At 43.6% G+C, this 25,767-nt stretch carries 23 protein-coding genes and 1 other annotated feature; of the genes, 17 read left to right on the plus strand and 6 right to left on the minus strand.

Going from position 1 to position 25,767, the window contains the following annotated elements:
• Positions 1–273 precede the first annotated feature (273 nt).
• Both NXZ84_RS02305 and NXZ84_RS02310 read left to right on the plus strand, forming a co-directional pair.
• Positions 274–1,692 (plus strand): 3' terminal RNA ribose 2'-O-methyltransferase Hen1, encoded by a 1,419-nt coding sequence (locus NXZ84_RS02305; RefSeq protein ID WP_258838682.1) that lies wholly within the window; start codon positions 274–276, stop codon positions 1,690–1,692.
• Positions 1,692–4,277, plus strand: coding sequence for a polynucleotide kinase-phosphatase (locus tag NXZ84_RS02310; protein WP_258838683.1), 2,586 nt, complete (start codon positions 1,692–1,694; stop codon positions 4,275–4,277). Before NXZ84_RS02305 ends, NXZ84_RS02310 begins: the two co-directional genes overlap by 1 nt.
• Positions 4,278–4,372: 95 nt before the next feature.
• On the opposite strand, the gene NXZ84_RS02315 is transcribed toward NXZ84_RS02310, so the two are convergent.
• A complete protein-coding gene (locus tag NXZ84_RS02315) occupies positions 4,373–5,566 on the minus strand; it encodes an ornithine--oxo-acid transaminase (RefSeq protein ID WP_258838684.1) in 1,194 nt (397 codons plus the stop codon).
• A 311-nt stretch (positions 5,567–5,877) separates the two neighbouring features.
• On the opposite strand from NXZ84_RS02315, the gene dcd reads away from it, so the two are divergent.
• Positions 5,878–6,435, plus strand: a complete 558-nt coding sequence (dcd, locus tag NXZ84_RS02320) for a dCTP deaminase (RefSeq protein WP_258838685.1) — start codon at positions 5,878–5,880, stop codon at positions 6,433–6,435.
• A gap of 95 nt (positions 6,436–6,530) precedes the next feature.
• On the opposite strand, the gene NXZ84_RS02325 is transcribed toward dcd, so the two are convergent.
• Positions 6,531–7,259 carry a YheC/YheD family protein gene (locus NXZ84_RS02325; protein WP_258838686.1) on the minus strand — a complete coding sequence of 243 codons (729 nt, stop codon included), beginning with the start codon at positions 7,257–7,259 and terminating at the stop codon, positions 6,531–6,533.
• Positions 7,260–7,402: 143 nt separating this feature from the next.
• Between NXZ84_RS02325 and NXZ84_RS02330 the strand changes: the two genes are divergently transcribed.
• The 3 genes from NXZ84_RS02330 to NXZ84_RS02340 all read left to right on the plus strand — a co-directional run bounded on the left by NXZ84_RS02330 (position 7,403) and on the right by NXZ84_RS02340 (position 9,063).
• Positions 7,403–7,561 carry a hypothetical protein gene (locus tag NXZ84_RS02330; protein ID WP_258838687.1) on the plus strand — a complete coding sequence of 53 codons (159 nt, stop codon included), beginning with the start codon at positions 7,403–7,405 and terminating at the stop codon, positions 7,559–7,561.
• A gap of 61 nt (positions 7,562–7,622) precedes the next feature.
• Complete coding sequence (locus NXZ84_RS02335; protein ID WP_258838688.1) at positions 7,623–8,945, plus strand: helix-turn-helix domain-containing protein; 1,323 nt, start codon at positions 7,623–7,625, stop codon at positions 8,943–8,945.
• Positions 8,929–9,063: a hypothetical protein gene (locus NXZ84_RS02340; protein ID WP_258838689.1), complete on the plus strand. Its 135-nt coding sequence runs from the start codon at positions 8,929–8,931 to the stop codon at positions 9,061–9,063. The genes NXZ84_RS02335 and NXZ84_RS02340 overlap by 17 nt, the downstream gene beginning before the upstream one ends.
• Positions 9,064–9,272: 209 nt before the next feature.
• On the opposite strand, the gene NXZ84_RS02345 is transcribed toward NXZ84_RS02340, so the two are convergent.
• Both NXZ84_RS02345 and NXZ84_RS02350 read right to left on the minus strand, forming a co-directional pair.
• The gene (locus NXZ84_RS02345) at positions 9,273–11,078 is read right to left on the minus strand and encodes an alpha/beta fold hydrolase (RefSeq protein WP_258838690.1); all 1,806 of its coding nucleotides are present in this window, start codon (positions 11,076–11,078) and stop codon (positions 9,273–9,275) included.
• Between the two features lie 67 nt (positions 11,079–11,145).
• Positions 11,146–11,730: a TetR/AcrR family transcriptional regulator gene (locus NXZ84_RS02350; RefSeq protein WP_258838691.1), complete on the minus strand. Its 585-nt coding sequence runs from the start codon at positions 11,728–11,730 to the stop codon at positions 11,146–11,148.
• Positions 11,731–12,264: 534 nt separating this feature from the next.
• On the opposite strand from NXZ84_RS02350, the gene abc-f reads away from it, so the two are divergent.
• The 5 genes from abc-f to NXZ84_RS02375 all read left to right on the plus strand — a co-directional run bounded on the left by abc-f (position 12,265) and on the right by NXZ84_RS02375 (position 17,160).
• Positions 12,265–13,893: a ribosomal protection-like ABC-F family protein gene (gene abc-f, locus NXZ84_RS02355; protein WP_483869635.1), complete on the plus strand. Its 1,629-nt coding sequence runs from the start codon at positions 12,265–12,267 to the stop codon at positions 13,891–13,893.
• Positions 13,894–14,301: 408 nt separating this feature from the next.
• A complete protein-coding gene (locus tag NXZ84_RS02360) occupies positions 14,302–15,534 on the plus strand; it encodes a hypothetical protein (RefSeq protein ID WP_258838693.1) in 1,233 nt (410 codons plus the stop codon).
• A 238-nt stretch (positions 15,535–15,772) separates the two neighbouring features.
• Positions 15,773–16,378 (plus strand): TetR/AcrR family transcriptional regulator, encoded by a 606-nt coding sequence (locus NXZ84_RS02365; RefSeq protein ID WP_258838694.1) that lies wholly within the window; start codon positions 15,773–15,775, stop codon positions 16,376–16,378.
• Between the two features lie 60 nt (positions 16,379–16,438).
• Entirely contained in the window at positions 16,439–16,792 is a 354-nt protein-coding gene (locus NXZ84_RS02370; protein ID WP_258838695.1) for a DMT family transporter, read from the plus strand.
• A gap of 47 nt (positions 16,793–16,839) precedes the next feature.
• Positions 16,840–17,160, plus strand: a complete 321-nt coding sequence (locus tag NXZ84_RS02375) for a DMT family transporter (RefSeq protein WP_258838696.1) — start codon at positions 16,840–16,842, stop codon at positions 17,158–17,160.
• 92 nt (positions 17,161–17,252) lie between these two features.
• Here the strand turns inward: NXZ84_RS02375 and NXZ84_RS02380 are convergent, their stop codons facing one another.
• Positions 17,253–17,924 (minus strand): NAD(P)H-dependent oxidoreductase, encoded by a 672-nt coding sequence (locus tag NXZ84_RS02380; RefSeq protein ID WP_258838697.1) that lies wholly within the window; start codon positions 17,922–17,924, stop codon positions 17,253–17,255.
• Positions 17,925–18,077: 153 nt separating this feature from the next.
• On the opposite strand from NXZ84_RS02380, the gene NXZ84_RS02385 reads away from it, so the two are divergent.
• From NXZ84_RS02385 to holA, 5 genes are all read left to right on the plus strand, one after another.
• Positions 18,078–18,446, plus strand: coding sequence for a winged helix-turn-helix transcriptional regulator (locus NXZ84_RS02385; RefSeq protein ID WP_258840309.1), 369 nt, complete (start codon positions 18,078–18,080; stop codon positions 18,444–18,446).
• A 174-nt stretch (positions 18,447–18,620) separates the two neighbouring features.
• Positions 18,621–21,059 carry a DNA internalization-related competence protein ComEC/Rec2 gene (locus tag NXZ84_RS02390; protein ID WP_258838698.1) on the plus strand — a complete coding sequence of 813 codons (2,439 nt, stop codon included), beginning with the start codon at positions 18,621–18,623 and terminating at the stop codon, positions 21,057–21,059.
• 181 nt (positions 21,060–21,240) lie between these two features.
• Complete coding sequence (locus NXZ84_RS02395) at positions 21,241–21,789, plus strand: RNA polymerase sigma factor (protein ID WP_258838699.1); 549 nt, start codon at positions 21,241–21,243, stop codon at positions 21,787–21,789.
• Entirely contained in the window at positions 21,776–22,543 is a 768-nt protein-coding gene (locus tag NXZ84_RS02400) for a zf-HC2 domain-containing protein (protein WP_258838700.1), read from the plus strand. The genes NXZ84_RS02395 and NXZ84_RS02400 overlap by 14 nt, the downstream gene beginning before the upstream one ends.
• Before the next feature lie 101 nt (positions 22,544–22,644).
• Entirely contained in the window at positions 22,645–23,670 is a 1,026-nt protein-coding gene (gene holA / locus NXZ84_RS02405; RefSeq protein ID WP_258838701.1) for a DNA polymerase III subunit delta, read from the plus strand.
• 11 nt (positions 23,671–23,681) lie between these two features.
• On the opposite strand, the gene NXZ84_RS02410 is transcribed toward holA, so the two are convergent.
• The gene (locus tag NXZ84_RS02410; protein WP_258838702.1) at positions 23,682–24,191 is read right to left on the minus strand and encodes a CcdC family protein; all 510 of its coding nucleotides are present in this window, start codon (positions 24,189–24,191) and stop codon (positions 23,682–23,684) included.
• 135 nt (positions 24,192–24,326) lie between these two features.
• Positions 24,327–24,545 (plus strand) — a binding site (T-box leader).
• A 59-nt stretch (positions 24,546–24,604) separates the two neighbouring features.
• Between NXZ84_RS02410 and trpS the strand changes: the two genes are divergently transcribed.
• A complete protein-coding gene (gene trpS / locus NXZ84_RS02415; RefSeq protein WP_258838703.1) occupies positions 24,605–25,597 on the plus strand; it encodes a tryptophan--tRNA ligase in 993 nt (330 codons plus the stop codon).
• Positions 25,598–25,767: the final 170 nt, after the last annotated feature.

Below are 25,767 nucleotides of genomic sequence, written 5' to 3' on the forward strand. Positions count from 1 at the left end.
TATCAGTTATATTCGTATTTTTTAAATATCGCTAAAAGGATTTTTCCCAATCAATCCATTTTTTGATTATATCATTTAAGTTAGTTAATTTCAATGGATGGTAGAGACTAGTGGTCTTCATTCAATGTGTGATGGTGATATTAATAGATTGTACAAGCAATTTATTAGCTATTATTTATGATGAAATATATAATCTAATTAATATAGTTGTATAATCCCTTTAATTTTTAAATGTGTATGATGATTACTAATGTATAGCTTGGAGTGAAAGATGTGTTACTAACAATTACTTTAATTGATTCTGCACCCAGCGATTTAGGGTTCCTTCTACATAAGCACCCGGATCGTTTACAAACTTTTTCTCTCTCTTTTGGGAAAGCCCATATCTTTTACCCACTATTAAGTGAGGAGCAGTCTCAAGTAGCTTTACTGCTTGATCTGGACCCAATTGGTTTGGTGCGTGGGCGTAAAAAGGTAAAAGGAGAGTCGCCAACTCTGGGGCATTATGTTAATGATCGACCGTATGTTGCTTCTTCTTTTATGAGTAGCGCGATTGCTAAAGTGTTTGGTAGTGCTCTCAATGGTAGAAGCAAAGAGCGCGCGGGACGTGTTCAGGAAAAATTGCGTCTAGAAGCGATGCTATCTGTGGTTTCCAGTAGGGGAGGAGAAGTCTTTCTACGCAAATTGTTTGAGCCACTTGGTTATGAGATAGATGTTAAAGATGCAATGCTAGATGATCAATTTCCAGAATGGGGAAAAAGCGGATACTATCGAGTTACCCTGAAAAATCACTGTTCTTTGCAAACACTGCTTTCTCATCTGTATGTACTCTTGCCTGTCCTAGATCGTGATAAGCATTATTGGATTGGAGAGGACGAAAAGGAGAAACTCTTAAAACATGGAGCTAGTTGGCTAATTGACCACCCTGAACAACAGGTGATTACAGCACGTTACCTAGGGAATCGAACAAAGTTGGTGAAAGCTGCATTAGCGAGATTGGCAGATGAAGAGCAAGAAGACACATCTCATACGTCTCATCTTGAAAGAAAGGAGAAAAGTCTAAACCAACAAAGATACGAAAGTGTTACCAAGGTATTAGTGGAGAAGAGAGCAGAGCGTGTGCTTGATCTTGGGTGTGGTGAAGGGAAGCTACTCCAATACATGTTGCGTGAACCAACCATAACCGAACTTGTAGGAATGGATGTATCGCCGATAGTGCTGGAAAGAGCAAAGTCTCGATTGTGTCTCGATGGGCAGGTAGATGGAAAAGGGCAGCGTATTCGTTTGGTGCAAGGCTCCCTGTTGTACGCGGATAAACGCCTGGTTGGGTTTGATGCTGCCACTGTAGTAGAAGTAATTGAGCATTTGGACGAGGCTCGTTTGCAAGCTTTTGAGCGGGCATGTTTTGCTTTTGCCCAGCCAAAAACAGTTATCGTGACTACTCCCAATGCAGAGTATAACAAGCTCTTTGCTAATCTTCCGCATGGTAAGTTTCGACACGGGGATCATCGCTTCGAATGGACGAGAGCGCAATTTTCCAAGTGGTCGCAGCAGGTGGCTGACACATTTGGGTATGAAGTATTATCTCACCCCATCGGACCTGTGGATGAAGAGGTGGGTTCACCTACACAAATGGCTGTATTTACAAAAAAAATAGCTAAAAGAGAGAAGTGGAGAGGGAGCGAACAATGATGGAAATTTCGATACCAGAGTGCTCCTTGGTCATTTTGATCGGGCCATCAGGAGCAGGGAAATCTACCTTTGCCAAGCAACATTTCCTCCCCACGCAAATTTTGTCCTCTGACGTTTGTCGTGGGTTGGTGGCAGATGATGAGAATGATCAATCAGTGAGTAAGGAAGCATTTGAAGTGTTACATTATATTGCTCGCAAACGTCTGGAAAAAGGCAGACTAACGGTAATTGATGCTACAAATGTACAGAAGGAAGCACGACAAACATTCATTGAGTTGGCCCGTATTTATCATTTTATGCCTGTAGCAATTGTATTAGATGTGCCAGAGGAGGTATGCCAGCAACGAAATCAAGACCGTGGCGATCGGAACTTCGGTGCATACGTGGTACGTCGGCAGGTACAGCAATTGCACCGGTCGCTTCGGGGATTGAAGCGGGAAGGGTTCCGTTATATTCATCGGTTGCGCTCTGTTGCTGATATTGAATCTGTGACGGTAAGCCAGCGCAAGGCATGGACCAATCGAAAAGAAGAGAAAGGTCCATTCGATATTATTGGGGACATCCACGGATGTTATGATGAGTTCGTCTTGTTATTAGAGAAGCTAGGGTATGTCATAGAGGAACAAATGAACGAGGACAATGAGCAAAGCTATATGGTTTCACATGAGGATGGGAGGCGAGCAATCTTTGTGGGCGATCTCGTCGATCGAGGGCCGAAGACACCGGAAGTACTTAAGTTGGTGATGGCGATGGTGGAGCAAGGCGTTGCATTCTGCGTTGCAGGAAACCACGATGCTAAATTAGCGCGCAAACTAAAAGGTCGAGATGTGACGGTACGTCATGGAATGGAGGAATCCCTTGAACAATTAGCGCAGGAATCAGATTCCTTCGTAAAGAAAGCTTCTTCATTCTTAGACGGCTTAGTTAGTCATTATGTGTTAGATGCGGGTAAGCTTGTCGTTGCCCATGCTGGATTAAAAGAGTTGATGCATGGACGTGCATCTTCGAAAGTACGAGACTTTGCCCTTTATGGAGAAACGACGGGGGAGAAGGATGAGTATGGATTACCGGTTCGCTTAAAGTGGGCGAAAGATTATCGTGGTCAGGCCATGGTTGTATACGGTCATACACCTGTTGCTGAACCAGAGTGGCTTAATGGTACAGTCAACATTGATACGGGTTGCGTCTTTGGTGGAGCATTGACCGCGTTACGTTATCCTGAACAGGAGACGGTTTCTGTGCCCGCACAGCAAATGTATGTAGAGTCCATTCGTCCATTTAAAAATGAGAATCCAATTTCTGATGATGAAGAGAACGAACATAGAGATGTGCAGCAGCAGTCTGACGATCAACTTTATCTAGAGGATGTCATAGGAAAACGGCGGATTGCAACGTGGAATCGTGATGTGACAATTGAAGTGGGACAATCCGCAGTTGCGCTAGAGACGATGAGCCGCTTTGCAATTGATCCGAAGTGGTTGATCTATTTACCGCCAACGATGTCTCCTTCCGATACATCGCAACTGGAGGGATGGCTGGAACATCCGCAGGAAGCATTCTCTTATTATGAACAGCATGGGGTGAAGGAAGTCGTCTGTGAGGAGAAACACATGGGCTCACGTGCCATTGTGATCGTATGTCGAAATGAAATGACTGCAAAAGTTCGATTTGGGATCACAGATGGCAAAATGGGTGTGTGTTATACGCGCACAGGTAGAAGCTTTTTTGATGATGATCAGTTAGAGTCTCAATTTATTTTGCGTATACAACAAGCGATGGGGAAGGCAAAGCTGTGGGAAAGGTGGCAAACAGATTGGGTTTGCCTCGATAGTGAACTGATGCCATGGTCGGCAAAGGCACAAGAATTATTGCGGCAACAGTATGCTGCTGTAGGTGCGGCCTCCCAGAATGCATTGCCACAAGTTATAGAGATGTTGGAGAAGGCTGAAGAAAGGGAGTTACCCGTGCACTCACTTCTTGAGCAGTACCGGCGACGATGGAAGAACAGTGAGCGGTTTGTCTCTGCATATCGAAATTATTGCTGGAAAGTGGAGAGTCTCTCAGACTTAAAGTTAGCTCCGTTTCATTTGTTAGCAACAGAAGGCAAGGTTCATATCGATCAAGATCATGTCTGGCACATGGAGGAGTTAGCGCTTCTTAGTCAAGCAGACCCTGATTTCCTATTAGCGACGCGCTATCGAGTGGTAAACCTTAAAGATGAAGAATCTCGAGCAGATACGGTGAAGTGGTGGGAAGAGATGATCTCACATGGTGGTGAAGGAATGGTGGTTAAACCTAAATCCTTTGTCGTAAAAGGGGAGCGTGGATTGATTCAACCCGCTGTTAAATGTCGGGGCCGTGAGTATTTACGTATCATCTATGGTCCCGACTATACAGAAGAAGAACACCTGGAACGCTTACGAGTACGGGGATTGCGGAAGAAGAGGTCGCTTGCCTTACGAGAATTTTCACTAGGTGTGGAAGGCTTGCTCCGCTTTGGGCGACGAGAACCACTGCGCAGAGTACATGAATGCGTTTTTGGTGTAATGGCATTAGAAAGCGAACCACTCGATCCGAGGTTGTAAGAGTCTAAAGTTAGTTTCTTAGTTTCTTATCATTAAAACAAATCCATCCCCCTCTAAAATAGAGGGGGATGGATTCGTGTTATGGGCAGGCGCGTTTAAGCAGACAACACTCGGCGAATATGATCTAGTGCCCAGTCTAGCTCTTCTTTATTGATAATAAGTGGAGGAGCAAAGCGGATGGTGTTTTCATGAGTCTCCTTACATAACAGACCTGCTTTCATCAAAGCTTCGCAATAGGGGCGTGCGGCTTCATGAAGTTCTACACCGATGAAGAGTCCTTTTCCGCGGATTTCTTTGATGGCGGGATTTTGGATCTTGTGCAGTTCATTGATGAAATAAGTACCTAGTTCTTGTGAGCGTTCGGGCAGCTGTTCATCTACGAGTACGTCGAGTGCAGCAATAGCAACGGCGCAAGCTAGCGGGTTTCCGCCAAAGGTGGAACCGTGGGAGCCTGGATCGAAGACCCCAAGTACGTCTTGATTGGCTGCGACGCCGGAGATGGGCATAACACCGCCTCCGAGGGCTTTCCCCATGATGTACATATCGGGAGTAACATCTTCCCAATCGCAAGCAAAGCGTTTTCCCGTCCTGCCAAAACCGGTTTGAATTTCATCGGCAACAAAGAGGACATTCTCTTCTTTACACAAATCGGCAGTCGCTTTTATGAAGCCTTCAGGAGGTAAGATTACACCTGCTTCTCCTTGGATCGGTTCCATGATTACAGCCGCAGTATGGGATGTTATCGCTTCTTTCAGTGCAGAAAGATCACCATAAGGAACGATGGTGAAACCAGGAGTATATGGACCAAATCCACGACGTGCGCCTTCATCGGTGGAGAAGGAAACGATGGTGGTGGTACGACCATGGAAGTTTTGATCAAACACAATAATTTCTGCCTTGTTTTCAGGTACGCCTTTTACATCGTATGCCCAGCGACGTACCGCTTTAATCGCAGTTTCAACCGCTTCGGCTCCTGTATTCATGGGAAGTACCAAATCTTTACCAGTCAGATTGGCCACTTTTTCATAGAAAGTCCCTAATTGATCGTTATGAAAAGCGCGTGAAGTCAAGGTGACTCGATCTGCTTGTTCTTTTAACGCTGCAATGAGACGAGGGTGACGATGTCCGTGGTTAAGAGCAGAATAAGCACTTAGCATATCCATATAGCGATTGCCGTCTGCGTCTTCAACCCATACCCCTTCTCCTTTTGCTATGACGATGGGAAGCGGATGATAGTTTTGTGCGCCGTGACGATCCGTACGCTCAATGATGGTTTGATTATGGGACATGTCGCTTCAGCCTCCTTTATCTTTGTTATATAGTTTATGCGAACAGAAATGGTTTCACTCAATAAGTGTACCACCAAGGGTGGGTTTCGAGAACCCTTTCTCTCTTGATTTAGGTGCTGGTGTAACAGCTTAAAGGATTAATTGTAAAAGGATTCTAATACCGTCGGATTATCCTTTGGTAATGTAGTGAACAAGAGGGATCGTTCTTCTGCTTTCACAGGAGGGAGTATAAAATCTAGAGAGATACCTTTTTGTTTCGCCTTGTTTTCTTGTACAATAGGGAGAGAAGAAGATAAAAGGAGCAACCGAACATGTCAATTAAAGCAGATAAATGGATTCGGAAAATGGCAGAGGAACATGGAATGATCGAGCCCTTCATTGATCGTAACGTAGGAAAAGGAGAGGCGATCAGTTATGGACTCAGCAGTTATGGATATGATTTACGCGTTTCTAATGAGTTTAAGATCTTTCATAATGCATTGACCGCCGTCATCGATCCGAAAGAGATCAACTCCGATTCTTTTCTCGATTTTACCGGGGATGTGTGTATTATTCCTCCTAATTCGTTTGCTTTAGCGCGTTCAGTAGAATATTTCCGTATCCCAGAAAATGTTCTCACGATCTGTGTAGGAAAATCTACATACGCCCGGTGCGGCATTATTACGAATGTGACACCGTTTGAACCTGGTTGGGAAGGCCATGTTACCCTTGAGATTTCAAATACGACTCCCCTACCAGCTAAAATCTATGCTAACGAGGGCTTGTGCCAAGTACTCTTTCTCGAAAGTGATGAAGTGTGTGAGGTTTCGTATAAAGCCAAGAAGGGGAAGTACCAAGAACAGCGTGGAATCACGTTGCCAAAAGTATAACTCTGGGGTGAATAAGTACACCTGGATCAATAAAAAAGACGCCCTGTTGGTCATAGATGTGACAACAGGGCGTCTTTTTTATTAGGGGCAAGTTACTACATATAACTCATGATGCGGCGATAGTGGCTTTGATCTTTCATCTTTTTGAACCGCTTAAAGTTTGGTTTTGGATTGGCTTCAATAATCCATACATTGAGATGGCGGTCGATTCCCATATCGAAGCCGGAAATTTTCATGCCGCGATCGGCTTTACCTAAAACTTTACCAGCTATTAAGCATGCTTCATAAAGGCGTTGACTTGCTACTTTTCTGGCTTGTGCTTGTAAACCAGCTCGCTTAAGAGCTTCTTCTAATGGATATACTGTCCCACGACTACGGGAATTGGTGATGAAGAAATTCTTCCCTGCTACTTTGGCTAAGGTTGCAGTGGCTACCCATGGGGAGCGAAAATGTTTGCGCTGCACGATGACGCGAACATCACACGGCTGATTATTGATGGTCAGAAGAGGGATACACTTCTGGATCATGTAGTGAGAGGTAGATTTTTTCAGAATCTGATCTAGGTAGAGCTGTAATCTTCTTTCGGATAAGAGCATTCTTTTCATATGATGGTGGAGAAGGTAACGATCCTTATGTTCTTTACTAATTTTAAATACACCCTGACCGCCTGTACCTCCGGAAGGCTTCAGCACAACCGTAGTATGGCGATCTAGCATGCTTTGTAATTTTTTATAACTATACAGATGTGTCTCTGGCAGATATTTATGAACCTCTGGACTTTTTCTAAACGCCATCTCATACTTCCACTTATATCCTATTCGCACAGTACACCATCCTTCTTTAAATCAGTCATCATAATATATTAAGCTTTTCTGTAATCTGCGTGGGTGATTGCTAGAAGAACTATATAATTGTGTAATCTGCTGAGTGGTTGAATGGAAGGGATAGGAGAGGGAGGGCGGAAGATATGATAGGCTTTGCGACAACAGAAGAGGTATACTTTACGTTAAAAAGTAATAATGTGAACTACAATGAGATTATCAACAAGAGTGGGATAGTGTGTTTGACGGGGGTGGATCAGCAATTCCCCTTACATTGTTTACGAATTTTAGGAACTATATTGTAATAATTCTGAATTAGGTTATAATAGGGACAAAGTATGACGGACATTTAGAGGAGGAGTGGACATGGACGGAATGCATACACGTGAAATTGGAGAGATTCTGCGGCGAATTCGTAAAGGGAAAGGATTGCGGCTCGAGGATGTGGCTGACGATAATATTTCTCCTGCAACCGTATCCAATATTGAAAGAGGAGTACCTCATGTTCTCCCAGGGAAAGTAAAGTATTTGATGGGACGATTGGAAACGAATGAAGTAGAGGTCAAAAGCTTACGAGTCGGTGTGAATGAAGAGCTAGCTTCATTAAAGCTAAAGATGATCGCTATTGAATCCTCAGTGGAGATTGGGAAAGTAGATGATTCTCTTCAGAAAATACAGAATTTTGACACTTTAAGTTCGGAACATCCAATTGCCCCCTACGTTTATTATTTGCGTGGGAGATGCTATCGATTAAACGGGCAGTGGGACAAAGCAAAAAGAGAGCTACTTAATGCGGTGCGTCTGTCGAAAAACGACCCTCTCGAAAACATTGAAGCGTGCGCTTATAATTTGTTAAGTGCCCTCTCTTTTTATCAAAACAACCTAGAAGAAGCGATATTTTATACAGAGCGCGGTCTTTCTGTTTTTCAACAAGAAGGGGAACGAGACTATATTTTAGATATGTTACTTGTGAATAAACTGGCCTATTTGGAGAAACTGAATCGACTAGGGGAAGCTTTTGCTTTACTAAATGAAGTATGGGCACGGAAAGAGACGATTAAACGCCCAGAATTGTTGCTCCATCTGTATCATTTAAAAGTAAATTTATTGCGTAAGACTGACCACTATAATGAAGCGATCGAAGTGGGACTAGAGGGAGTAAAGCGTGCGCAGCTAGTTAAAGAGTACAACCGGCATGTGGATCTTTGGGATGCGTTAGGAAGTGTCTATTTGCGTACGGAAGATCTAGAAAATGCGGAGATCTGCTTTGAATCGGCAATGAGTTTTAGCGAAGCGGCACAAGGGCATTATTATTTTGTTTCTACTCTTACCAAATATGGTATCCTCTATATGCGTAAGGGAATGTGGCGAGCATCAGAAGAGAAATTGCAAGAAGCGATTGCTTTGGGCAAGGAGCTACATGCCGACATTTACTTGATCGATGCATATGTTGTGATGGGCGATTTAAAGAATGCACAAGCTCAGTATGAAGATGCTTTGGTTCACTATCGGCATGCACTGGGCATATCGGATCGCATTGACTTGAAAAAGAAAAAGCATGCGGTGCTTCACCGCTTAACTTTATGCTTGCAACAAACGGATCAAGTGGAATTTAAAGAGCAGTTGGCGAATATGTTTGAGTTAAAGAAAGAGTTAAAGGAGGATGAAGTGATTGACGAAATCATTTAAACTGCTCCTCGCCACAGTGATGATTACTGTTGCCCTCGTTTCTACTCAAGTTGGAATCGCACTCGACTCATCCACACCGAGTGAAGCACCGTTTAACATCTCCACTCCCAGCGAGTAGCAAAGGAGTCGCGTTCCTTTCTATGGATCAATTATTCAGAAATATTAGATATTATCATTTTAAAGAGCATCTCTGGTATTGCATCAGGGATGCTTTTTGTGGATTAGATCATGGTGAAGCATGCGAGATAAAGGGGAGTTTACAAATGATGATGCTTAGTAAAACACCCTTATTCTGCACTATTTGTGCGAGAATAAGGGTGTTTGTTTTTATAGAGGTAGCTTGCTCGTCATAATATCTGTGATTAAATTAGCTGTTTCCTGGGGATGAGTGATGGGGGCTGAATTGGAAAAAGGAAGATAGAGGTGTGCGGGTGTATTAAGTTTTTCCGTTGGCACGTTTGAAACGATAGTCACCTTACTGCTAGGTGGTAGTTGTAGTGGGAATCGTTCTTTTTGATACTGTAGTTCGTGTAGCATATCACGCGTAGTGTGACGAATGCGTGGAGAATGAAGATCGGCTACGAGATGAGCGAGAAAGGGTACAGGAATGTCGGTAGCTTGTGAGAAGAAACCTGTTGAGACGAGAAATTCTGCCAAGTGCTCCTCTTCATGAGGCAGTGTAGAGAAATTAACGGTCTGCTCTTCTTCTATATCCAGTTGCGGATGAATGTGAATAAGCTGTTGAATGGAATCGGGTATATGTTGATTGGCATGGGTGGCGATGATACTACCAAGTGAGTGTCCGATGAGAGTAACAGGTTCATTGATGTTTTGAATCATCTCAACGACAGCAGTAATAGTTCCTGCGATAGGACTGGATTGATGGTGATAGGGTGAGCGCCCGAATCCTGGAAGGTCGGGAGCGATAATGGGATGGGTTGTCGAAAGTTGATCTATCAGGGGCAGCCAAGAGTCGGCTCCACCCCATAAGCCGTGCAGTAGTATTATGGGGCTTCCAGTTCCTCGATGAGAGGCTTCCAGTGTGGCTAGATTTCCTCGACGCCCTCGTATCACAGTGGTGGGAATAGGAGTGTGATGAGAGAGACGATAATCGACATCGGCGATAATATGAGGAAGAATACTTTCTACAGTAAGAGGTTCTTCATAAACTTTTTGAACAGAGGTGCGTGGGCGATCGTCAGAAATAATAAAGCTAAGCGTCTCTTTAGGAAAGCCAACTGAAGAAGCTTGTGAGGGCCAATCTTGCCTTAATTGTGAGACAGAGACCTTAAGTTGCGGGGTGTCTTTTCTTAATTCGTGAAACATCTGGAGAAATAGCTGTTCGATATCAGGGGTGCTCTCCTTTTCAGCGAGTAGATAGTAGGTTTCACTTATAGGGTGTGGTTGATTGACCAATTTCACGATGAGTTGAGCCAGATCGCTCTTACTTACAAGCGGGAGCCACTCCCCTTGTTGACTTGGAATGGCTTTCACCAGATCATTACGAATCAGATGGATAAATAGTCCGAGTGCACTTAGTTGTTCATTCTCTCCAGTACGGCGATCCCCGATCACGGTAGAAGGGTTGATGACGGACAAGGGAATGTTTAATGCTCGCGCTCGTTGACGGATAAGCAAGTCAGCGGCAAATTTCATTTGTTCATATGGCCCTTCTTCAGGAAACCGAGAAGAAAGGCTGTATGGATCACTTGTTAGGTCTATGTTTTGTTCGTTAAATGGGCTCTTATATCCTACGACATGTAAAAAGTGAGCAAAGGGTTTCTGCTTTATGATCTCTTCGCATAGGTTCATCAATTGATTGGCTGCATCGAGAAATACTTGTTTAGCTGTATCTTTGTCAATCGTAATATCCATCGGCCCCGCAGTATGAATGATGGAATCACTTTTCAATACTAGTTGTTTGTCGCACTCGCTTAATCCGAATTCTGGTAGTGTTAAGTCGCCGATAATAGGTTGAACGTTATGATGCGTAAGCTGAAGTTCATGCTGTAGTCGGATATACTTTTCCTCAGTCCGTATAAGAACCATAATAGTATGGTCTGTTTGCAGGAGCTGTTTTAATACTTCCTTTCCGATAAAGCCTGTAGGACCTGTCAAGAGAATGGTTGACATATGATAACTCTCCTTTGTAATCACCTATAAATTAGTACTATAAAGTACTAGAAGGGGGTAAAAAAATTTAGAAGAGATGAGGGATCATGCTGCTATAATCCTCCATATAACGAGCTTCAGAAGTGACTTCTGTCATGATTAACGCTCCTTCTAATGAAGCAAGGATAAAGCGAGCTGTCTGATCAGGGTGTAGCTCTTTTTTGATCTCTTTTTTCTTTTGTCCTTTATGGATCAATTCCGTTATTACGGGAAGCAGATCCACAAAAAATTGCTTGACAACTGCTTGAATCATTGGGGATTGCTCAGATGCTTGTAAGTGGAGTGCAATAAAAGGGCAGCCTCCTTTGCTGTGGTGGGGAGTACAGTTCTCTTGTGAGATAAGTGTAGGCAAGGAGCTAAGCTTTACTACTGAAGACAATGTTTCATCTGCTAGGATTGTCTCCATCGTCTCCATAAACTGTCCAATGCGCCATTGCAATACTCCAAGAGCGAGTTCTTCTTTTGTTTTAAAGTGATAATAGATATTGGACTTCGCAACATTGCTCACTTTCACCACTTCATCCATCGTAGTAAGGTGATAGCCATGTTGCCAAAATAAATCGGCAGCGACCTGAGTAACGTGTTCACGATTTGTTTTTCTTTTCGTCGACATAGTAGAACTATACAGTACTAATCAGAAGGATGTCAAGCCAGTATTGAGAAAACTGCAAATACCCATTGCCAAACAGGGGTTCATTCGCTAAAATAAAGCTATCTGAACTTAAGGAGGTGAAGGGGCTTGTATATCAACACGTTGGAACAGTGTATGACATGGCTGGTCGTGGAAGCTATTTCCATAACCCATGGTTTTGTTAACCACGGGACACGTCTGTCCATTTTTAACTGTTCAAACCGATATACAAGTATCCCTTCATCACTCGGTATATAGGGTAAAAGTATGAGTTGTGCCATGATAAGCGCTCCCTTGTTAATATTGTTATGTGGGAAGAGAGCGGAGACGTTTCGGTCTGTCACAAATGCCAAGACGATGGTTTCTCATTCTTTGTAGCCCTTTTTTACACTATGGCTGATGTGCCATGGTAAGTGTTAACCAGTGATATAAATAATGACGCGTAGCCGCGGACAAGGGACTTGTATGCCAAGACCTAGTTCGCGGCTTTTTTTATATGGGAGGAAAATGAAAATGATGATTTGTGGGATGAATAGTGTAGGAAAGATGTATGGTGGAAGTTGGGTTTTTCAAGGGTTAAGTGCTGAAGTGAAAAGTGGTGAGAGGATTGGCTTGGTTGGCGTAAATGGATGTGGGAAAACCACATTGCTCAAAAGTATCGCCGGAGTAGAGCAGGTGGATGAAGGTACGATTTCTATACAGAAAGGGGCGAGGATAGGCTATCTAGCTCAAGTCCCAGAGAGGGGAGAAGAGCTTACAGTTTATGAGGTACTACAGCGACCGTTTCGCTCTCTTTTACAGATAGAGGAAGGCATTCAAGAAGTGACCGCAGAGATGGGGCGATTAGGAGACGGTGATCCGGATCAATTAGAGCGTTTAATGGGTAAATATGAACGGCTACAGCATCGGTTTGAAGAAGATGGGGGCTATCAAATCGAGGCGCAGGTAGCGCAAGTAGCGAATGGATTAGGTTTGACGCCATTATTAGAACAAACTTATCATCGCTTGAGCGGTGGTGAGAAGACGAAGGTGGGATTAGCTACGGTCTTACTATCTCGTCCACAGCTTCTCTTATTGGATGAGCCGACCAACCATCTCGACTTGCATGCGATTGAATGGTTGGAAGGATATATTGCTCAGTTTACAGGGGCAGTGGTCATTGTGTCACATGATCGCTATTTTCTTGACCGTACAGTAACGCAGATATGGGATATGGAGGATGGCGAACTGATTACGTATAGAGGGAATTACTCTACCTTTGTAAAAGCGAAGGAGGAGTTCCTGTATAACCAGTTTGCTGCATATGTAGAGCAAGAGAAAAAGATCAAGAAGATGAAAGAAACGATCAAGCGCCTCAAGGAATGGGCAAATCGTGCGAATCCTCCCAATGCGGGCATGCACCGCCGCGCTAAAAGTATGGAGAAGGCGCTTGAGCGGATGGTGAAGTTGAATCGTCCTGTACGAGACCGGAAGAAGATGGGATTAGCATTTGGTAAAGAGGAGCGAAGTGGAAAGGAAGTCTTTATTTTAGATGAGGTGGGGAAGCAGTTTGGCGAACGGACTCTCTTTTATGATGTGAATTTGCGCGTGCAATTCCAAGAGCGGATCGCGCTGGTAGGTGAAAATGGAGCGGGTAAATCGACACTTCTCAAGATGATATTAGGTGAAGTGGGACCAGATGTAGGTGAAGTTCGTGTGGGTAGTCGGGTAAAGATGGGTTACCTATCGCAACTGGGTTTGGAGGGTTACGATCATGAGACGGTGCTTTCAGCCTTTCGTGATCAGGTGCCGGTAGATGAAGGAAAAGCGAGACAGTTGTTGGCACAGTTCCTCTTTCATGGTTATGCTGTCTTTCGCCGCGTAAAAGAGTTGAGCGGTGGGGAACGGATGCGTTTACGATTGGCCCAGCTGATGCACCAAGAGGTGAACACCTTGGTACTGGACGAGCCGACCAACCACCTGGATATCGATTCGCGTGAGGTGCTAGAGGAGGCACTGACTGAGTTTCCCGGTACCATCTTTGCCATTTCGCATGACCGTTACTTTATCAATAAGCTATTTGCTAAAGTGTACTGGTTAGAAGAAGGGACGTGCACGCGCTTTGAAGGCAACTATGATGATGCGAAGCAAAAGCGAGCGGAGTAGTTGCATCCCTCTATAGATAAATGAGACGCATGGTGGAGTTGAACTAGGTAGTTTCTGCTATATTCAGGACCGGGCTCTTATCTATGTTTGCTTAGTGCAAAGAACTCTATAAGTAAGTCGGTCCTTTATTGGATTCTTGGAGAGGTAGAAATTTAGTGTTTTCACTATTACGTGTAATCAACAGGCTGGATAAAAAGTAGGCATTTGGCATGATTCTCGGAAGAAATCTTGTAGTGCAGAAGGATTAATGGATAACGATAAACAACCACTTTGCGTAAAGATAAACGAATAGGGTAAGATTAACTATAGGAAATTTTCAAAAAGTCTATCATTATAGTTTTCAAATTGACCTCAATATCATATAATCAGTCGTGATGGGATTATTATGAAAGTGGGGAGTGATGAGAAGTGGAACAAGTGCTCGAGCAGTTGGAAAGAAAAGAAATCGGGGAACTAATTAGGAGTATTCGTAAGAGTAGTGGTTTAACACTCGAAAATCTGGCTGATACTAACATCTCACCAGCTACGATCAGTAATATCGAACGGGGTGTTCCTCAGGTTCTTTATGGTAAGATACGATATCTTTTGAGCAAATTAGATATTAGTGATCATCAACTCCCTGAATTGCTTGCCAACCTAAAAGAATCACACACTAAACAATATGATCTAATTATGGCTGCTGAGAGCCTCTCCGATTTTCGTAACCTTGAAGAAGCAAAGGAAATGCTGAGACGAGCAGAAGTTAATAATACAAGTGATCCTCTTTATTCGCTCAAGAGTTTTGTATTAGGAAAAATCAGTCTCGAAGAGCGTCAATGGAAGTTAGCAGAGGTGAATTTCAATGAAGCAATTCATGCCTGTAATAATCCTAAAAGTAATATTATTTCAGGGAGCTTGGCGAACCTGGGATATGTGGCATTTCACCAAAATGATTTATTTAAAGCACTGGATCGGACAAATGAAGGGTTGAGGACATTTGTTGAAGGTGGGGAGAGGGAGCATATTCGCTACTTTCTCATTCAAAATAAAGCGATATTTCTCGATAAGCTAAATCGTGTTGGGGAGGCTATTGTAACTCTTGACGAGATGGTGGAAGAGATTCATCTCATTCAAAATCCCATTGTCATAACCCATCTTTATCACACTCGGGCTAGCCTCAGTTTAAAGACCAAACATTATGAAGCTGCGAAGCAATTCGCTTTAAAAGGTGCGCATACTGCCCACCAAAATCTTCTTCCTAAGCATGCATCGATGTGCTTCTCTCTACTTGCTGAAATCCATATTAAACTTGAAGAATTGGATGATGCGGAACGTTATATCCACCTCGCTCGACACATTCAAAAAGGGTCGGATGATCAGAGATTATCTACACACACATATACCCAAGCTGGTATTCTATACATTCAAAAAGGGATGAATGAAAAGGCAAATAACTATTTAGATCTGGCTATTGAAAATGGAAAAAAATATGGTGATCATTTTCGATTAGAGTCGGCATATCTTGCAAAAGGCGATGTCTCAAAAAATATGGGATATACCAATGAAGCCATTTCTTATTATAAGAAGGGCTTAGCACTTGCCAGTACAAATCAAAATATTGAACAGGAGCAACAAGCTTTGTTGCGCCTTGCTCTTATTTAAGTGTATTAGTCTTACTATAACACTTGTTTTTGCGCTTGCCATTGTTTCTGTATCCGGTGTTGTAAATGTTAAGCCGGATATTTATTACTCGGATCCGGAACATGTTTAAATTAATCAGATGAACCGATCGCTCAACTTGAGAGATCGGTTTTTTCTCGTCCCTCTTGTCAACAAATCCTCTCATATATTATAATAGGAGGATGAAAACGAACGGTCGTTAGGTAGGTGGTGCGAACAGATGACTGCAAACGTGATAAAAGAAGTGTCGAAGCCGTTATTTGCACAGCATGGATACGAGGGAACTTCGCTTTCTAAAATTGCAGACGGCGTAGGGATTAAGAAATCTTCGATCTATGCACATTTTGAAAATAAAGAAGCATTATTTCTAGAAGTTCTTCAGGATTGTGTAAACCAAGACTTGTACTCTTTAAATCAATTTGTGCGGGAGACGAAACAGGAACGTACAGAGTCACGACTATATCAATTATTAAACGCAACGTGTCAGCAGTATCGCGATGAGACGGAGCAACTATTTTGGGCACGAGCGGTATTTTTTCCGCCATTGGAGTTAAAAGAGAAGATTCACCAACAAGTGACCACATATGATCATACCTTTTTTGCGATTGTGCGGGAGTTGATTCAAGAAGGAATAGATGCCCGCGAAGTGAAGGAAGGTAATGTGGCTGAGATGACACTTGCTTACTGTAGTATTCTCGATGGCTTGATGGTAGAGGTGCGATATTCAACCCCGGCAGAAATTCAGCACCGTATTGATGCGATCTGGAACATTTTCTGGTCAGGAATTCAGTGTGAGCAGCAAAGCGAACGGGAAAATGAGGCGTAAGAAGCGCTAGCTTCATTTTTGGTTAATTACAAACGAACGATCGTTAGGGAGGCGAGACGGATGAAGATGAACCTACAAACGAAAGCATGGTTGTATGTATTAAGTGGTGGTCTGTTAGAGGTGGGTTGGGCAGTTGGCTTGAAGTACTCGACGCATTGGTATCAAGCAGGAGTGACGTTGCTCCTGATCGTATTAAGTTTCCTATTTATGTCCCGCGCAGTGAAAGTATTGCCGATCGGCACTGTATATGCTGTGTTTACGGGGTTAGGAGCATTCTTCATGGTGATGGTGGGCATCTTTTTTCTCGATGAACCGGCGTCATGGAAGCGCCTCTTTTTTTCTTTCCTATTAATTAGCGGGATAATTGGTTTGAAGATGTCAACAAGTACGGAGCGTGACGAAGTTACAGCTTAAACATTATTGTATGAATGATCAATAGTGATGGGTGAGGAGGGAGTCGCATGGTATGGTTCGTATTGCTTATGGCGGGACTGATGGAGGTAATCTCGGTTACGTTACTAAAGTTGTCGGATGGATTGAAGAAAAAAGGGATGGCGCTGTTGTTTGCGTTAGCGATGCTGATGAGCTTTATACTGCTCTCATGGGCTCTACAAACCTTACCTTTGGGAACGGCATATGCGGTTTGGACGGGGATTGGAGCGGCAGGCAGTATACTTGTAGGAATGCTCTTCTTTCATGAGTCCCGTGATGGATGGCGCCTTTTTTTCTTGTCCATAGTGATCATTGGTGTGATGGGATTAAAATTGACAACAAGTAGCTAAGGTAGATTTAGAATAACGTTACAGTGATGCACTGTAAAAAGAGCCCAGTCAAACTGAGCTCTTTTTATTTTGTGTTTGTGTTATGGAAATAATCATACCCATAAAGTAATATCTGCTAACGGTTGTCTCGTTTTGGCACGAGGTTCCTGTGCACGGTATCCAAAGGTAACCATGGTAGAGATGCTAAATTGCTCCCCTGCAATAATGCCTTCGCTACGGAGGATTTCTTCTGCTTGTTCTTTGTCAAAGCCTTCAATCGGGCAGGAGTCGATACCGATTTGTGCGGCTGCGGTCATCATGTTGCCAAGGGCAATGTACGTTTGTTTACTTGACCAGTCGGATAAGGCACGCTCACTTTCCAGTAAACGAAAATCACATTCTTGAAATTTCTTTAGTGCCTCATACTTCCATTGCATCACATCAGAGGGTAGCTGCTGTATTTCTTTATTCATATAGGAAATGTAAGAAGAGTTATAGTGCATATCTTCTGCATTTCTAGACAAGATCACCATCACATGGCTAGCTGTTGGCAGTGAGCGTTGACCGCCCCATGTGATAGGCAATAATTTATTTCGCAGTTCTTCACTTTGAATAACAACAAACTTCCAGGGCTCAAAGCCAAACGAGCTTGGGGAGAGACGACCCGTTTCTAACAAGAAGGTAAAGTCTTCTGGAGAAATTTTTTTCTGCGGGTCAAACTCCTTACAAGCATGTCGAAAGTGGTATGCATCTATGATTTGCTTCTTTTTCGTTTCTTTATCCATGGTGAAATCCTACTCCTTAAGTGTATTTTAGGGATATTTTGTGGTAAATAAACTTTACTTTATACATTATAAAAAATATAATACAAAGTGGATAGTACGCACATTTTTGTTGTATAGTATACTTTTTTATACTTAGAGGTGTTTCTCGTGGTAATTACTAATAGAGATAATTGGGAAGTGAATGGATTTTCTTGTCCAGTGGAAGTGACGATCAATGTGATCGGTGGCAAATGGAAGAGCATTATTTTGTATCACTTGCTGAAAGAGACGAGGAGGTTTAATGAACTTCGTCGTTTAATTCCAGGGATTACACAGCGTATGCTTACGTTGCAATTGCGAGAATTGGAACGAGACGGGATTATTGATCGCAAAGTATATAAGCAGGTACCACCCAAAGTAGAATACTCCATTACCCGGTTTGGATACACTCTGGCACCCATTATTCAGCAAATGATGGAGTGGGGGAGAGAGCATTCCACCACACTGTTACAAGCGCGTAAAGAAAAAGAGGAAGAAAAGTGAACCGGACGAGAGGGTAACGATGATTATTCGTTAGTAGCGTAAATGATATAGGGGAGTATGCACCCATGGTAAGTTTTTTATATATGGAAGTATGATTAGTAGGAATTTATGTTTATGGAGGAGAAAGTATAGAAGATAACGAATCCTGTTATTGGAACAAAGGGGAAAAGGCGGATGAGACGACCGCTCGTTATCTTAGCAGTAGGACAGATATTGGGTATTGTAGGGGCTACTTACTTGCCGGCACCCCTCATTTTGGGATTAAGCGGGTTAGGTACAGTGTTGGTATGGGGAGGATGGCTGTATTATAATGATCGCCAGTTGTTCATGCTGGCGCTTTTTCTCGTTTCTTGGACTTTCGGAGCTGTTCATTATATTTGGCTGGATGGACGTAATAACTCTGAGCTGACGCAGGTTTTGGGTTTAAATTCGGCGCCGACAAGTAGTAAGGAGCAAACCTATCAAGTGTTGATTTCCGGGGAAATAGGTTCGCCGCCGCTGGTGGATGGGGATCAAGTTCGCTTCCGTTTAGTGGTAGAGGAGCTATCCCAACAAGGAGAACCTGTGCTAGCGATCCAGAATGAAGAAGTGATGGTGTGGGTGCGTTTGCAAGGACAAGAGGAGCAAGAGAAAGTGTTAGCGTGGAAGCGTGGTTGGAAGGTACAGATGCCACTAGAGCTAAGTCTTCCGTTAGCGGCGACTAATCCAGGTGCGTTTGATTATAAACAATATTTATATCGTCAGCATATCCATTGGATGGGCTCGCATGAGGGGTTAGATGGGATACAGTTAGCGGAAAAGGAAAGTGGACAGTGGCTACAAGCATGGTTTGATGAGCAACGGTCACGGTTTAGTGCCCGCATCGAGTCACTATTTCCTGAACAGATAGCAGGTCTAGTAAAGGGAATGCTGTTAGGACTACGTACGGAAGTGCCATATGAAATTGAAGAGGACTTTAAACGGTTGGGATTGGTACATATTCTGGCTATATCTGGACTCCATGTGGGGGTGCTGGTTGCCTGTATCTATTCGAGCTTAAAATGGATAGGGATGATAAGAGAGGTTGCGGCAGGAGTAACACTCATGTTACTTCCTGTTTATGTGTTGTTGACGGGCGCTGGTATTCCCGTGGTGCGCGCCGCCATTATGGCAGGGATGATGCTCGTAGCAGTGATATTTCGTAAGTACACCGATTCCCTTTCTTTTTTAGCACTGGCATCTCTATGTATTCTGTTATGTAATCCGTATGCTCTTTTCACAGCAGGTTACCAACTCTCCTTTGTGCTTACGTGGGCCTTAGTTGTAGGCGTGTCCCCTTTACGTCGCTTGCTACTCGCTCCAAAATGGATATCAGCAGTGATGGCGGTTACGATCATTGCACAACTAGCCTCTTTTCCCTTAGCTATTCTGCACTTTCACCAATATTCGCTCCTGTCTGCTGTGAGTAATTTCTTGCTTGTGCCTATTATCAGTTTGATCGTTATTCCAGGTGCTTTCCTATCACTTCTGCTCTCCGCCTTTCCTCTAGGTGAGGTGTTTGCTTTTTTACCTAGTTGGATTGTTTCGACGGTCTTAACCTACCTACTCGCACTGACAGAAGTTATTTCCCAATGGCGTTTCCTACACTGGTCATGGCGTCCTCCCTCTTTATGGTGGATTTCGCTTTATGGATTGATATGTGTCTTAGTTTTTCTAGTTGAAACCAGTGTAATGAAGAGTCGCTGGCGCGCACGGATCGTTAGTTATTCCCTTTTTTTACTCGTGTGTGGTTATGCTGTCCATCCATGGGGAACAGAATCTCTACGAGTTACGTTTCTTGATGTGGGGCAAGGAGATGCGATTGTGATTGAAACTCCGGTGGGGTATACGATGCTGATTGATGGAGGAGGGGTGTTGCCTTTTCAGAAAGAGAAGTGGCAAGAGCGACGGAGACCGCAAGACCCTGGACAAAGTGTAGTTGTTCCTTATCTAACTTATCGTGGTGTACGCCAACTTGATCTTATTGTGCTCACCCATGGAGATCAAGATCATATGGGCGGTGTTTTTGCTGTGATGGATCGTTTTCCAGTTAAACACGTTCTCTATGGTGGCGGACTGGATGAATCGCCGGAAGGGATTACCTTGCTTCATCAATTACATGAGCAGGGAAGTCGTGTGGAAATGGCTACAGACGGGCAAAGTCAAGAGGTGGAAGAGGGAATAACGTGGACGATTCTTCATCCGTCGGCTACAGAGGGGATAGAACAGAAAGGAAGAAACGATGCTTCTGTAGTACTGTATCTGCAAGCATATGGGTATCAGTTGCTCTTTACAGGTGATATTGAAGCAGAGGGGGAAGAAGAGATCGTGACAAAGTGGGAATTGACGGCTGTTGACGTGTTAAAAGTGGCGCATCATGGGAGCCGAACTTCATCGACATCCTTGTTTATGAAGAGAGTGAAACCACAGGTGGCGATTATTTCAGCAGGACGAAAGAATCGTTACGGTCACCCTGCACCAGAAGTGGTAGAAAGAATTGAAACAGAAGGGAGCACCCTTTTTCGTACGGATGAACACGGTGCGATTACCATACTTATATCAGAGCAAGGCATGTTAATTGAAACGATGAGGTAGGTGGTAAGTAAGAATGATAAAATGATAGAGAGGGGCTAAAGAAGATCAACATGATCCATTAAAAGCTAGTGAGGTTATGGAGATATAATCCCTACAGATAACATCATTTTAGCCAAATGAGAAAAAGTGGACGCAACTTTATACAATGATCTTACGTCTAAAAAGATAGGAGGGATGGCTAGTGGAGGAGGTGAATCGGGTAGAACGGGCACAAGGGGATCGAGCGGCACTGATTCAATTATTGCGCGATCTGGAAACCCCCTTGTATCAAACAGCTTTTTATTTGATGGGGAATGAACATGATGCTAGGGATGCGACGCAAGAAGCACTATTACGTATCTATAAAAACATTCATACTTTCAAAGGTGAATCCAAGCTGGAAACCTGGGCCCAACGTATCGTGTCTAATATCTGTATGGATACTTTTCGCCGTCGTAAAAAGAGTGTACCTCTCTTAGAGGAAGTAGAGCCTGTTGATGCTCGAGCCTGGATGGAGATGGAACGAACGGACGTCACACAAGATTTGCAAGCTGCCATCAATCGGTTACCTGATCCGCAAAGGGTTATTGTCGTTCTGCGGCATGTGCAAGATTATAGCTATCAAGAAATTGCAAATACCTTGGATCTTCCATTAAATACAGTGAAGTCGCATTTGTTCCGAGCACGCAATCAGTTAAAAGAGTGGCTTTCCAATTATAATGAGGGAGGTGGAAAGCATGAAGTGCGATAAGGCAAGAGATGCGCTCCAGCTCCGCCTGGATGGAATGTTATTGGCACAAGAAGACGCAGAATTGCAGTCACATTTGGCACATTGTCCTTCTTGTCGCAACGAGGATGAAAAACTAAAAAATCTAGCAGAAGCTTTTTCTACACTGCCACCTGTGCAACTCACTCATAGTATAGTAGATCAGTTGATTCCTCAGTTAGAGGACGAAGGGCAGCATATCGAAAAGACGAGCCAGCAGAAGCCATCTTTTTTTGTTAGACAGAAAAAGTGGTGGATTAGTGGAGGTGTGGCCGCGATGTTTCTCTTTAGCTTTTTCTTCTGGCAGGGTGAGGGTGGTGCCCCTGAAAACGCGAGTATAGAGGAATCACAGTCGGATATCTCTATGTTTCAGGAAAATGGGGGGCAGTCGGAAGATGACCCAGCTGTGAGTGGATTTTCAGATGAGGAGAAAAAAGAGAACAACGGTGGAGAAGAATCAAAAGGTACGGCTACACAGGAAGAAGTACAGATTATTTATTCTCCCGATCGCCAGTATAGGGCAGTCGTCGGTGCACGTGCGTTGCAGGTGTTGACGGAGGAGGGAGACGTATACTTTCAATCCTCAAAGTGGGGAATCAATCAACAGGCGAAGGTAAACTGGGAGACAACAGCAGAATTAACGATACAAATTTATCCGCGTGTAGATGATATCTCACAGATGCAACCAATAGAGACACGAGTGGTTAATATTGAGGAAAAAACAGAAAAAGTGGAGTAATAAGAGTGCCCTACCTGAAACTGAGGTGGGGTAGTGCTTTTTGCATGCAAGGGATACAATAGTTTTGACGGAAATAGATGAAGTGAGAGGGTGAACTGGACGTGTCGCAAAGATTGAAGCAATCTATACAGCGAGGGAAGATCGCACCGGTTTATCTTTTCTATGGAAGTGAGCCTTTTTTGATTGAAGAAGCGTGTCGCGTCCTGAAGGAAGGAGCCTTACCAGAAGAAGAACCAGCCTTTCATCTAGTGGAGCGAGATCTGGAAGAAGAGAGCATCCAAGTGTTGATTCAAGAAGCTCAGACTCCATCGTTTTTTGGAGGGCGTCGGGTGATTATCGGTCGGAATGCACGTTTCTTAACTACCTCAAACAAAAAAGCAAAGGTTGAGCATGATATAGAAATATTGCATGAATATATTCAACATCCCTTTATAGATAATGTAGTGGTGCTCACCGTGCCTGTAGATAAATTAGATCAGCGTAAAAAAGTAGTAAAGTCATTGTTAAAAGAGGCGGATGTACATCCATTTCCTCCATTGGAAGGGCGGGAGCTCTTACAGTGGGTGGAGCAACGCTTACAGTTGAGAGGTAAGCGGGCTACGATGGATACACTGAAACGGTTAGTAACCTGGGCTGGAAAAGACCTCTTACTTTTAGATAATGAATGTGAAAAGCTGAGCACCTATGCAGGGGTAGAAGAGGAGATTACGGCGGGGATGGTGCAGGAGCTCGTGCCTCGTACGCTGGAAGAAGATATTTTTAAATTGGTAAATAGTGTAGGGAATCGTAGAGGGAAAGAGGCATTATCCATTCTTGATGATCTATTGCTTAATCGCGAAGAACCTCTGCGCATCTTGGTGCTTTTGACTAAGCAGATTCGTTTAATAATGCAGGTGAAGGTATTAGCAGTTCATGGATTGACAGATAAAGAGATTGCTACACAACTAAGTGCGCACCCTTATCCAGTTAAATTGGCGCGTAAACAAGGGGAATCCTTTACAGTGGAAGCATTGCAAGTTCTGTTGCAACAAGCGATAGAAACCGATGTAGCTATTAAATCAGGTCGCCTTGAAAAAAGTTTTGCCTTACAGCGACTGATCTTATGTGATATGTATCCTGCTAGATAAGAAAAAGCCGCTTATGTGTTAGAAGCGGCTTTTTCCGCTAGTTGAAGCTGCCTTCGTACTTGGACAAATTGAATATACATCGCCATGCGCCATGGAAGGAGCATGCCAAAAGCAAGGAGAAAAAAGACGGAGCCGGTCTGTGCGATGGAGATATGTGCTTCTACATAACTATGAAGTGCCATCCGGATGATAAGCAGTGCGAGGAGAATGACTACAAATGCTTTGGAACGGGCAAGGTAGATATCGCCCTCGCGAATCTCTATATTGGAAGTGCGAATGAGTGGATAGGCGAAAAAAATCATCCCGGTGGTAAAAGAGATCAATGCCCATGAGAGAGGGATGTGTGTAAAGGGAAAGAGAAACATAAAAAAGCCCGTGCTCATTCCCAAGGGAGGAAGCAGAATCTTTTTTGCGCTTATCGGTTTTTTTGCAGATCTAAGTCGAACGACAGCCGCCGCACCTGCCATCATAATGGCAACAATTGTAGCTACATAAGGTAGATAGGGATGTAACGCGATCACTGTGGTTCACTCCGTTCGTAAAATACATACGTCTTTCCCCCATTCTAACACAATCCCTAGTGTAAGCGAACGAGCTTGCATCCAAGTGACAAGCATTGTATGATGGTAATACTAATCGGGCAAACGAGACATAACTGACATGCGCAGAAGAAGAAGAGTAGCACGATACGGACTGTTCAGAGAGTTGGCGGTAGGTGCAAGCCAATCAGTCGGTTGTGTGAATGGGCTTTGGAGCTGTTGCCGCTATAGTTACGGATAATAACTGTAGAAGTAACCGGTACTAACCGTTATTTAGTAAAGCGCATCAGGATACTGATGAAGCAGGGTGGTACCGCGGGTAATCTCGTCCCTTCTCTTATGGAGGGGCGGGATTTTTTCGTGTCAGTGACAAACATAAAGGAGGAAGTAGTCAGATGAAACGAATTTTTTCGGGTAGTCAACCGACCGGGAATTTACATCTAGGAAATTACCTTGGAGCGATTAAGCAATATATTAAATACCAGGAAGAGGGGGATGGATTTTTCTGCGTGGTAGATTTGCATGCGCTTACCCTTCCGCAAGATCCTGAGGCGCTGCGAAAAAAAACGATGGAACTGGCGACACTTTATGTGGCGGCAGGGCTTGATCCAAATAAAGCAACTCTTTTTATTCAGTCGCATGTGCCTGCACATGCAGAAGGTGCATGGTTATTGCAATGCATCGCACGTATGGGTGAACTTAACCGGATGGTGCAATTCAAAGAGAAAGGAAAAGGAGAGGAGACGGCTGGAGTGGGGCTTTTCACCTATCCTATTTTACAAGCGGCAGACATCTTATTGTACGATGCGGATATTGTTCCTGTGGGCGAGGATCAGAAGCAGCACATCGAATTGACACGCGATCTAGCGGAGCGCTTTAATCATCGTTTCGGTGAGGTGTTAAAAGTGCCTGTACCGATGATTCCCGAGCAGGGAGCGCGCATCATGGGTTTAGATAACCCTGAAAAGAAGATGAGCAAAAGTGCGGAAAGCGCAAGCAATTATATAACCTTATTGGAAGATCCGAAATCGATCATGAAAAAGTTGAAGCGTGCGGTGACGGACTCAGAGAACGTGGTTCGTTATGATCGTGAGCAAAAGCCAGGAGTCAGCAATCTCCTTGAGATTCACAGTTTGCTGTCTGGAGAGTCGATTTCTGCTTTAGAAGAAAAATATAGCGATGCAGGCTATGGGAAGTTGAAGATTGAAACAGCAGAAGTGATTATTGATCATCTTACACCTGTTCGTGAGCGTTATAAAAAATTAGTAGAGACGGGGGAGATCGAAGAGATCTTGATAACAGGTGCCAAAAGAGCGCAAGAGGTAACAGGAGGAGTGTTAGAGCGGATGCGTTCTGCGATGGGCTTAGTCTCACCTTATCGGAAATAGTAAAAGAGGCGGACGAAAAATGTCCGCCTCTTTTAAATGCTCCAGTGTAAGGTTAAGAATAGCGCATCCAAACAATGATTTATAAGTAAAGTCTGAATAATCATTTGATTACATATACGTGAGCAAGGTAGTGACATATAATGAAGTGAAGAACGAAAGGGGAGTGAAAA

This window comes from Mechercharimyces sp. CAU 1602 (genome assembly GCF_024753565.1).
Classification (GTDB): Bacteria; Bacillota; Bacilli; order Thermoactinomycetales; family JANTPT01; genus Mechercharimyces.

Coding starts and splice junctions, on each gene's coding strand:
- NXZ84_RS02310 (WP_258838683.1), top strand. CDS start 1,692: ATGGAAATTTCGATACCAGAGTGCTCCTTGGTCATTTTGATCGGGCCA.
- NXZ84_RS02345 (WP_258838690.1), bottom strand. CDS start 11,078: ATGTCAACCATTCTCTTGACAGGTCCTACAGGCTTTATCGGAAAGGAA.
- NXZ84_RS02370 (WP_258838695.1), top strand. CDS start 16,439: ATGAAGATGAACCTACAAACGAAAGCATGGTTGTATGTATTAAGTGGT.
- NXZ84_RS02375 (WP_258838696.1), top strand. CDS start 16,840: ATGGTATGGTTCGTATTGCTTATGGCGGGACTGATGGAGGTAATCTCG.
- abc-f (WP_483869635.1), top strand. CDS start 12,265: ATGATTTGTGGGATGAATAGTGTAGGAAAGATGTATGGTGGAAGTTGG.
- dcd (WP_258838685.1), top strand. CDS start 5,878: ATGTCAATTAAAGCAGATAAATGGATTCGGAAAATGGCAGAGGAACAT.
- trpS (WP_258838703.1), top strand. CDS start 24,605: ATGAAACGAATTTTTTCGGGTAGTCAACCGACCGGGAATTTACATCTA.
- NXZ84_RS02380 (WP_258838697.1), bottom strand. CDS start 17,924: ATGGATAAAGAAACGAAAAAGAAGCAAATCATAGATGCATACCACTTT.
- NXZ84_RS02350 (WP_258838691.1), bottom strand. CDS start 11,730: ATGTCGACGAAAAGAAAAACAAATCGTGAACACGTTACTCAGGTCGCT.
- NXZ84_RS02330 (WP_258838687.1), top strand. CDS start 7,403: ATGATAGGCTTTGCGACAACAGAAGAGGTATACTTTACGTTAAAAAGT.
- NXZ84_RS02315 (WP_258838684.1), bottom strand. CDS start 5,566: ATGTCCCATAATCAAACCATCATTGAGCGTACGGATCGTCACGGCGCA.
- NXZ84_RS02390 (WP_258838698.1), top strand. CDS start 18,621: ATGAGACGACCGCTCGTTATCTTAGCAGTAGGACAGATATTGGGTATT.
- NXZ84_RS02335 (WP_258838688.1), top strand. CDS start 7,623: ATGGACGGAATGCATACACGTGAAATTGGAGAGATTCTGCGGCGAATT.
- NXZ84_RS02365 (WP_258838694.1), top strand. CDS start 15,773: ATGACTGCAAACGTGATAAAAGAAGTGTCGAAGCCGTTATTTGCACAG.
- NXZ84_RS02400 (WP_258838700.1), top strand. CDS start 21,776: ATGAAGTGCGATAAGGCAAGAGATGCGCTCCAGCTCCGCCTGGATGGA.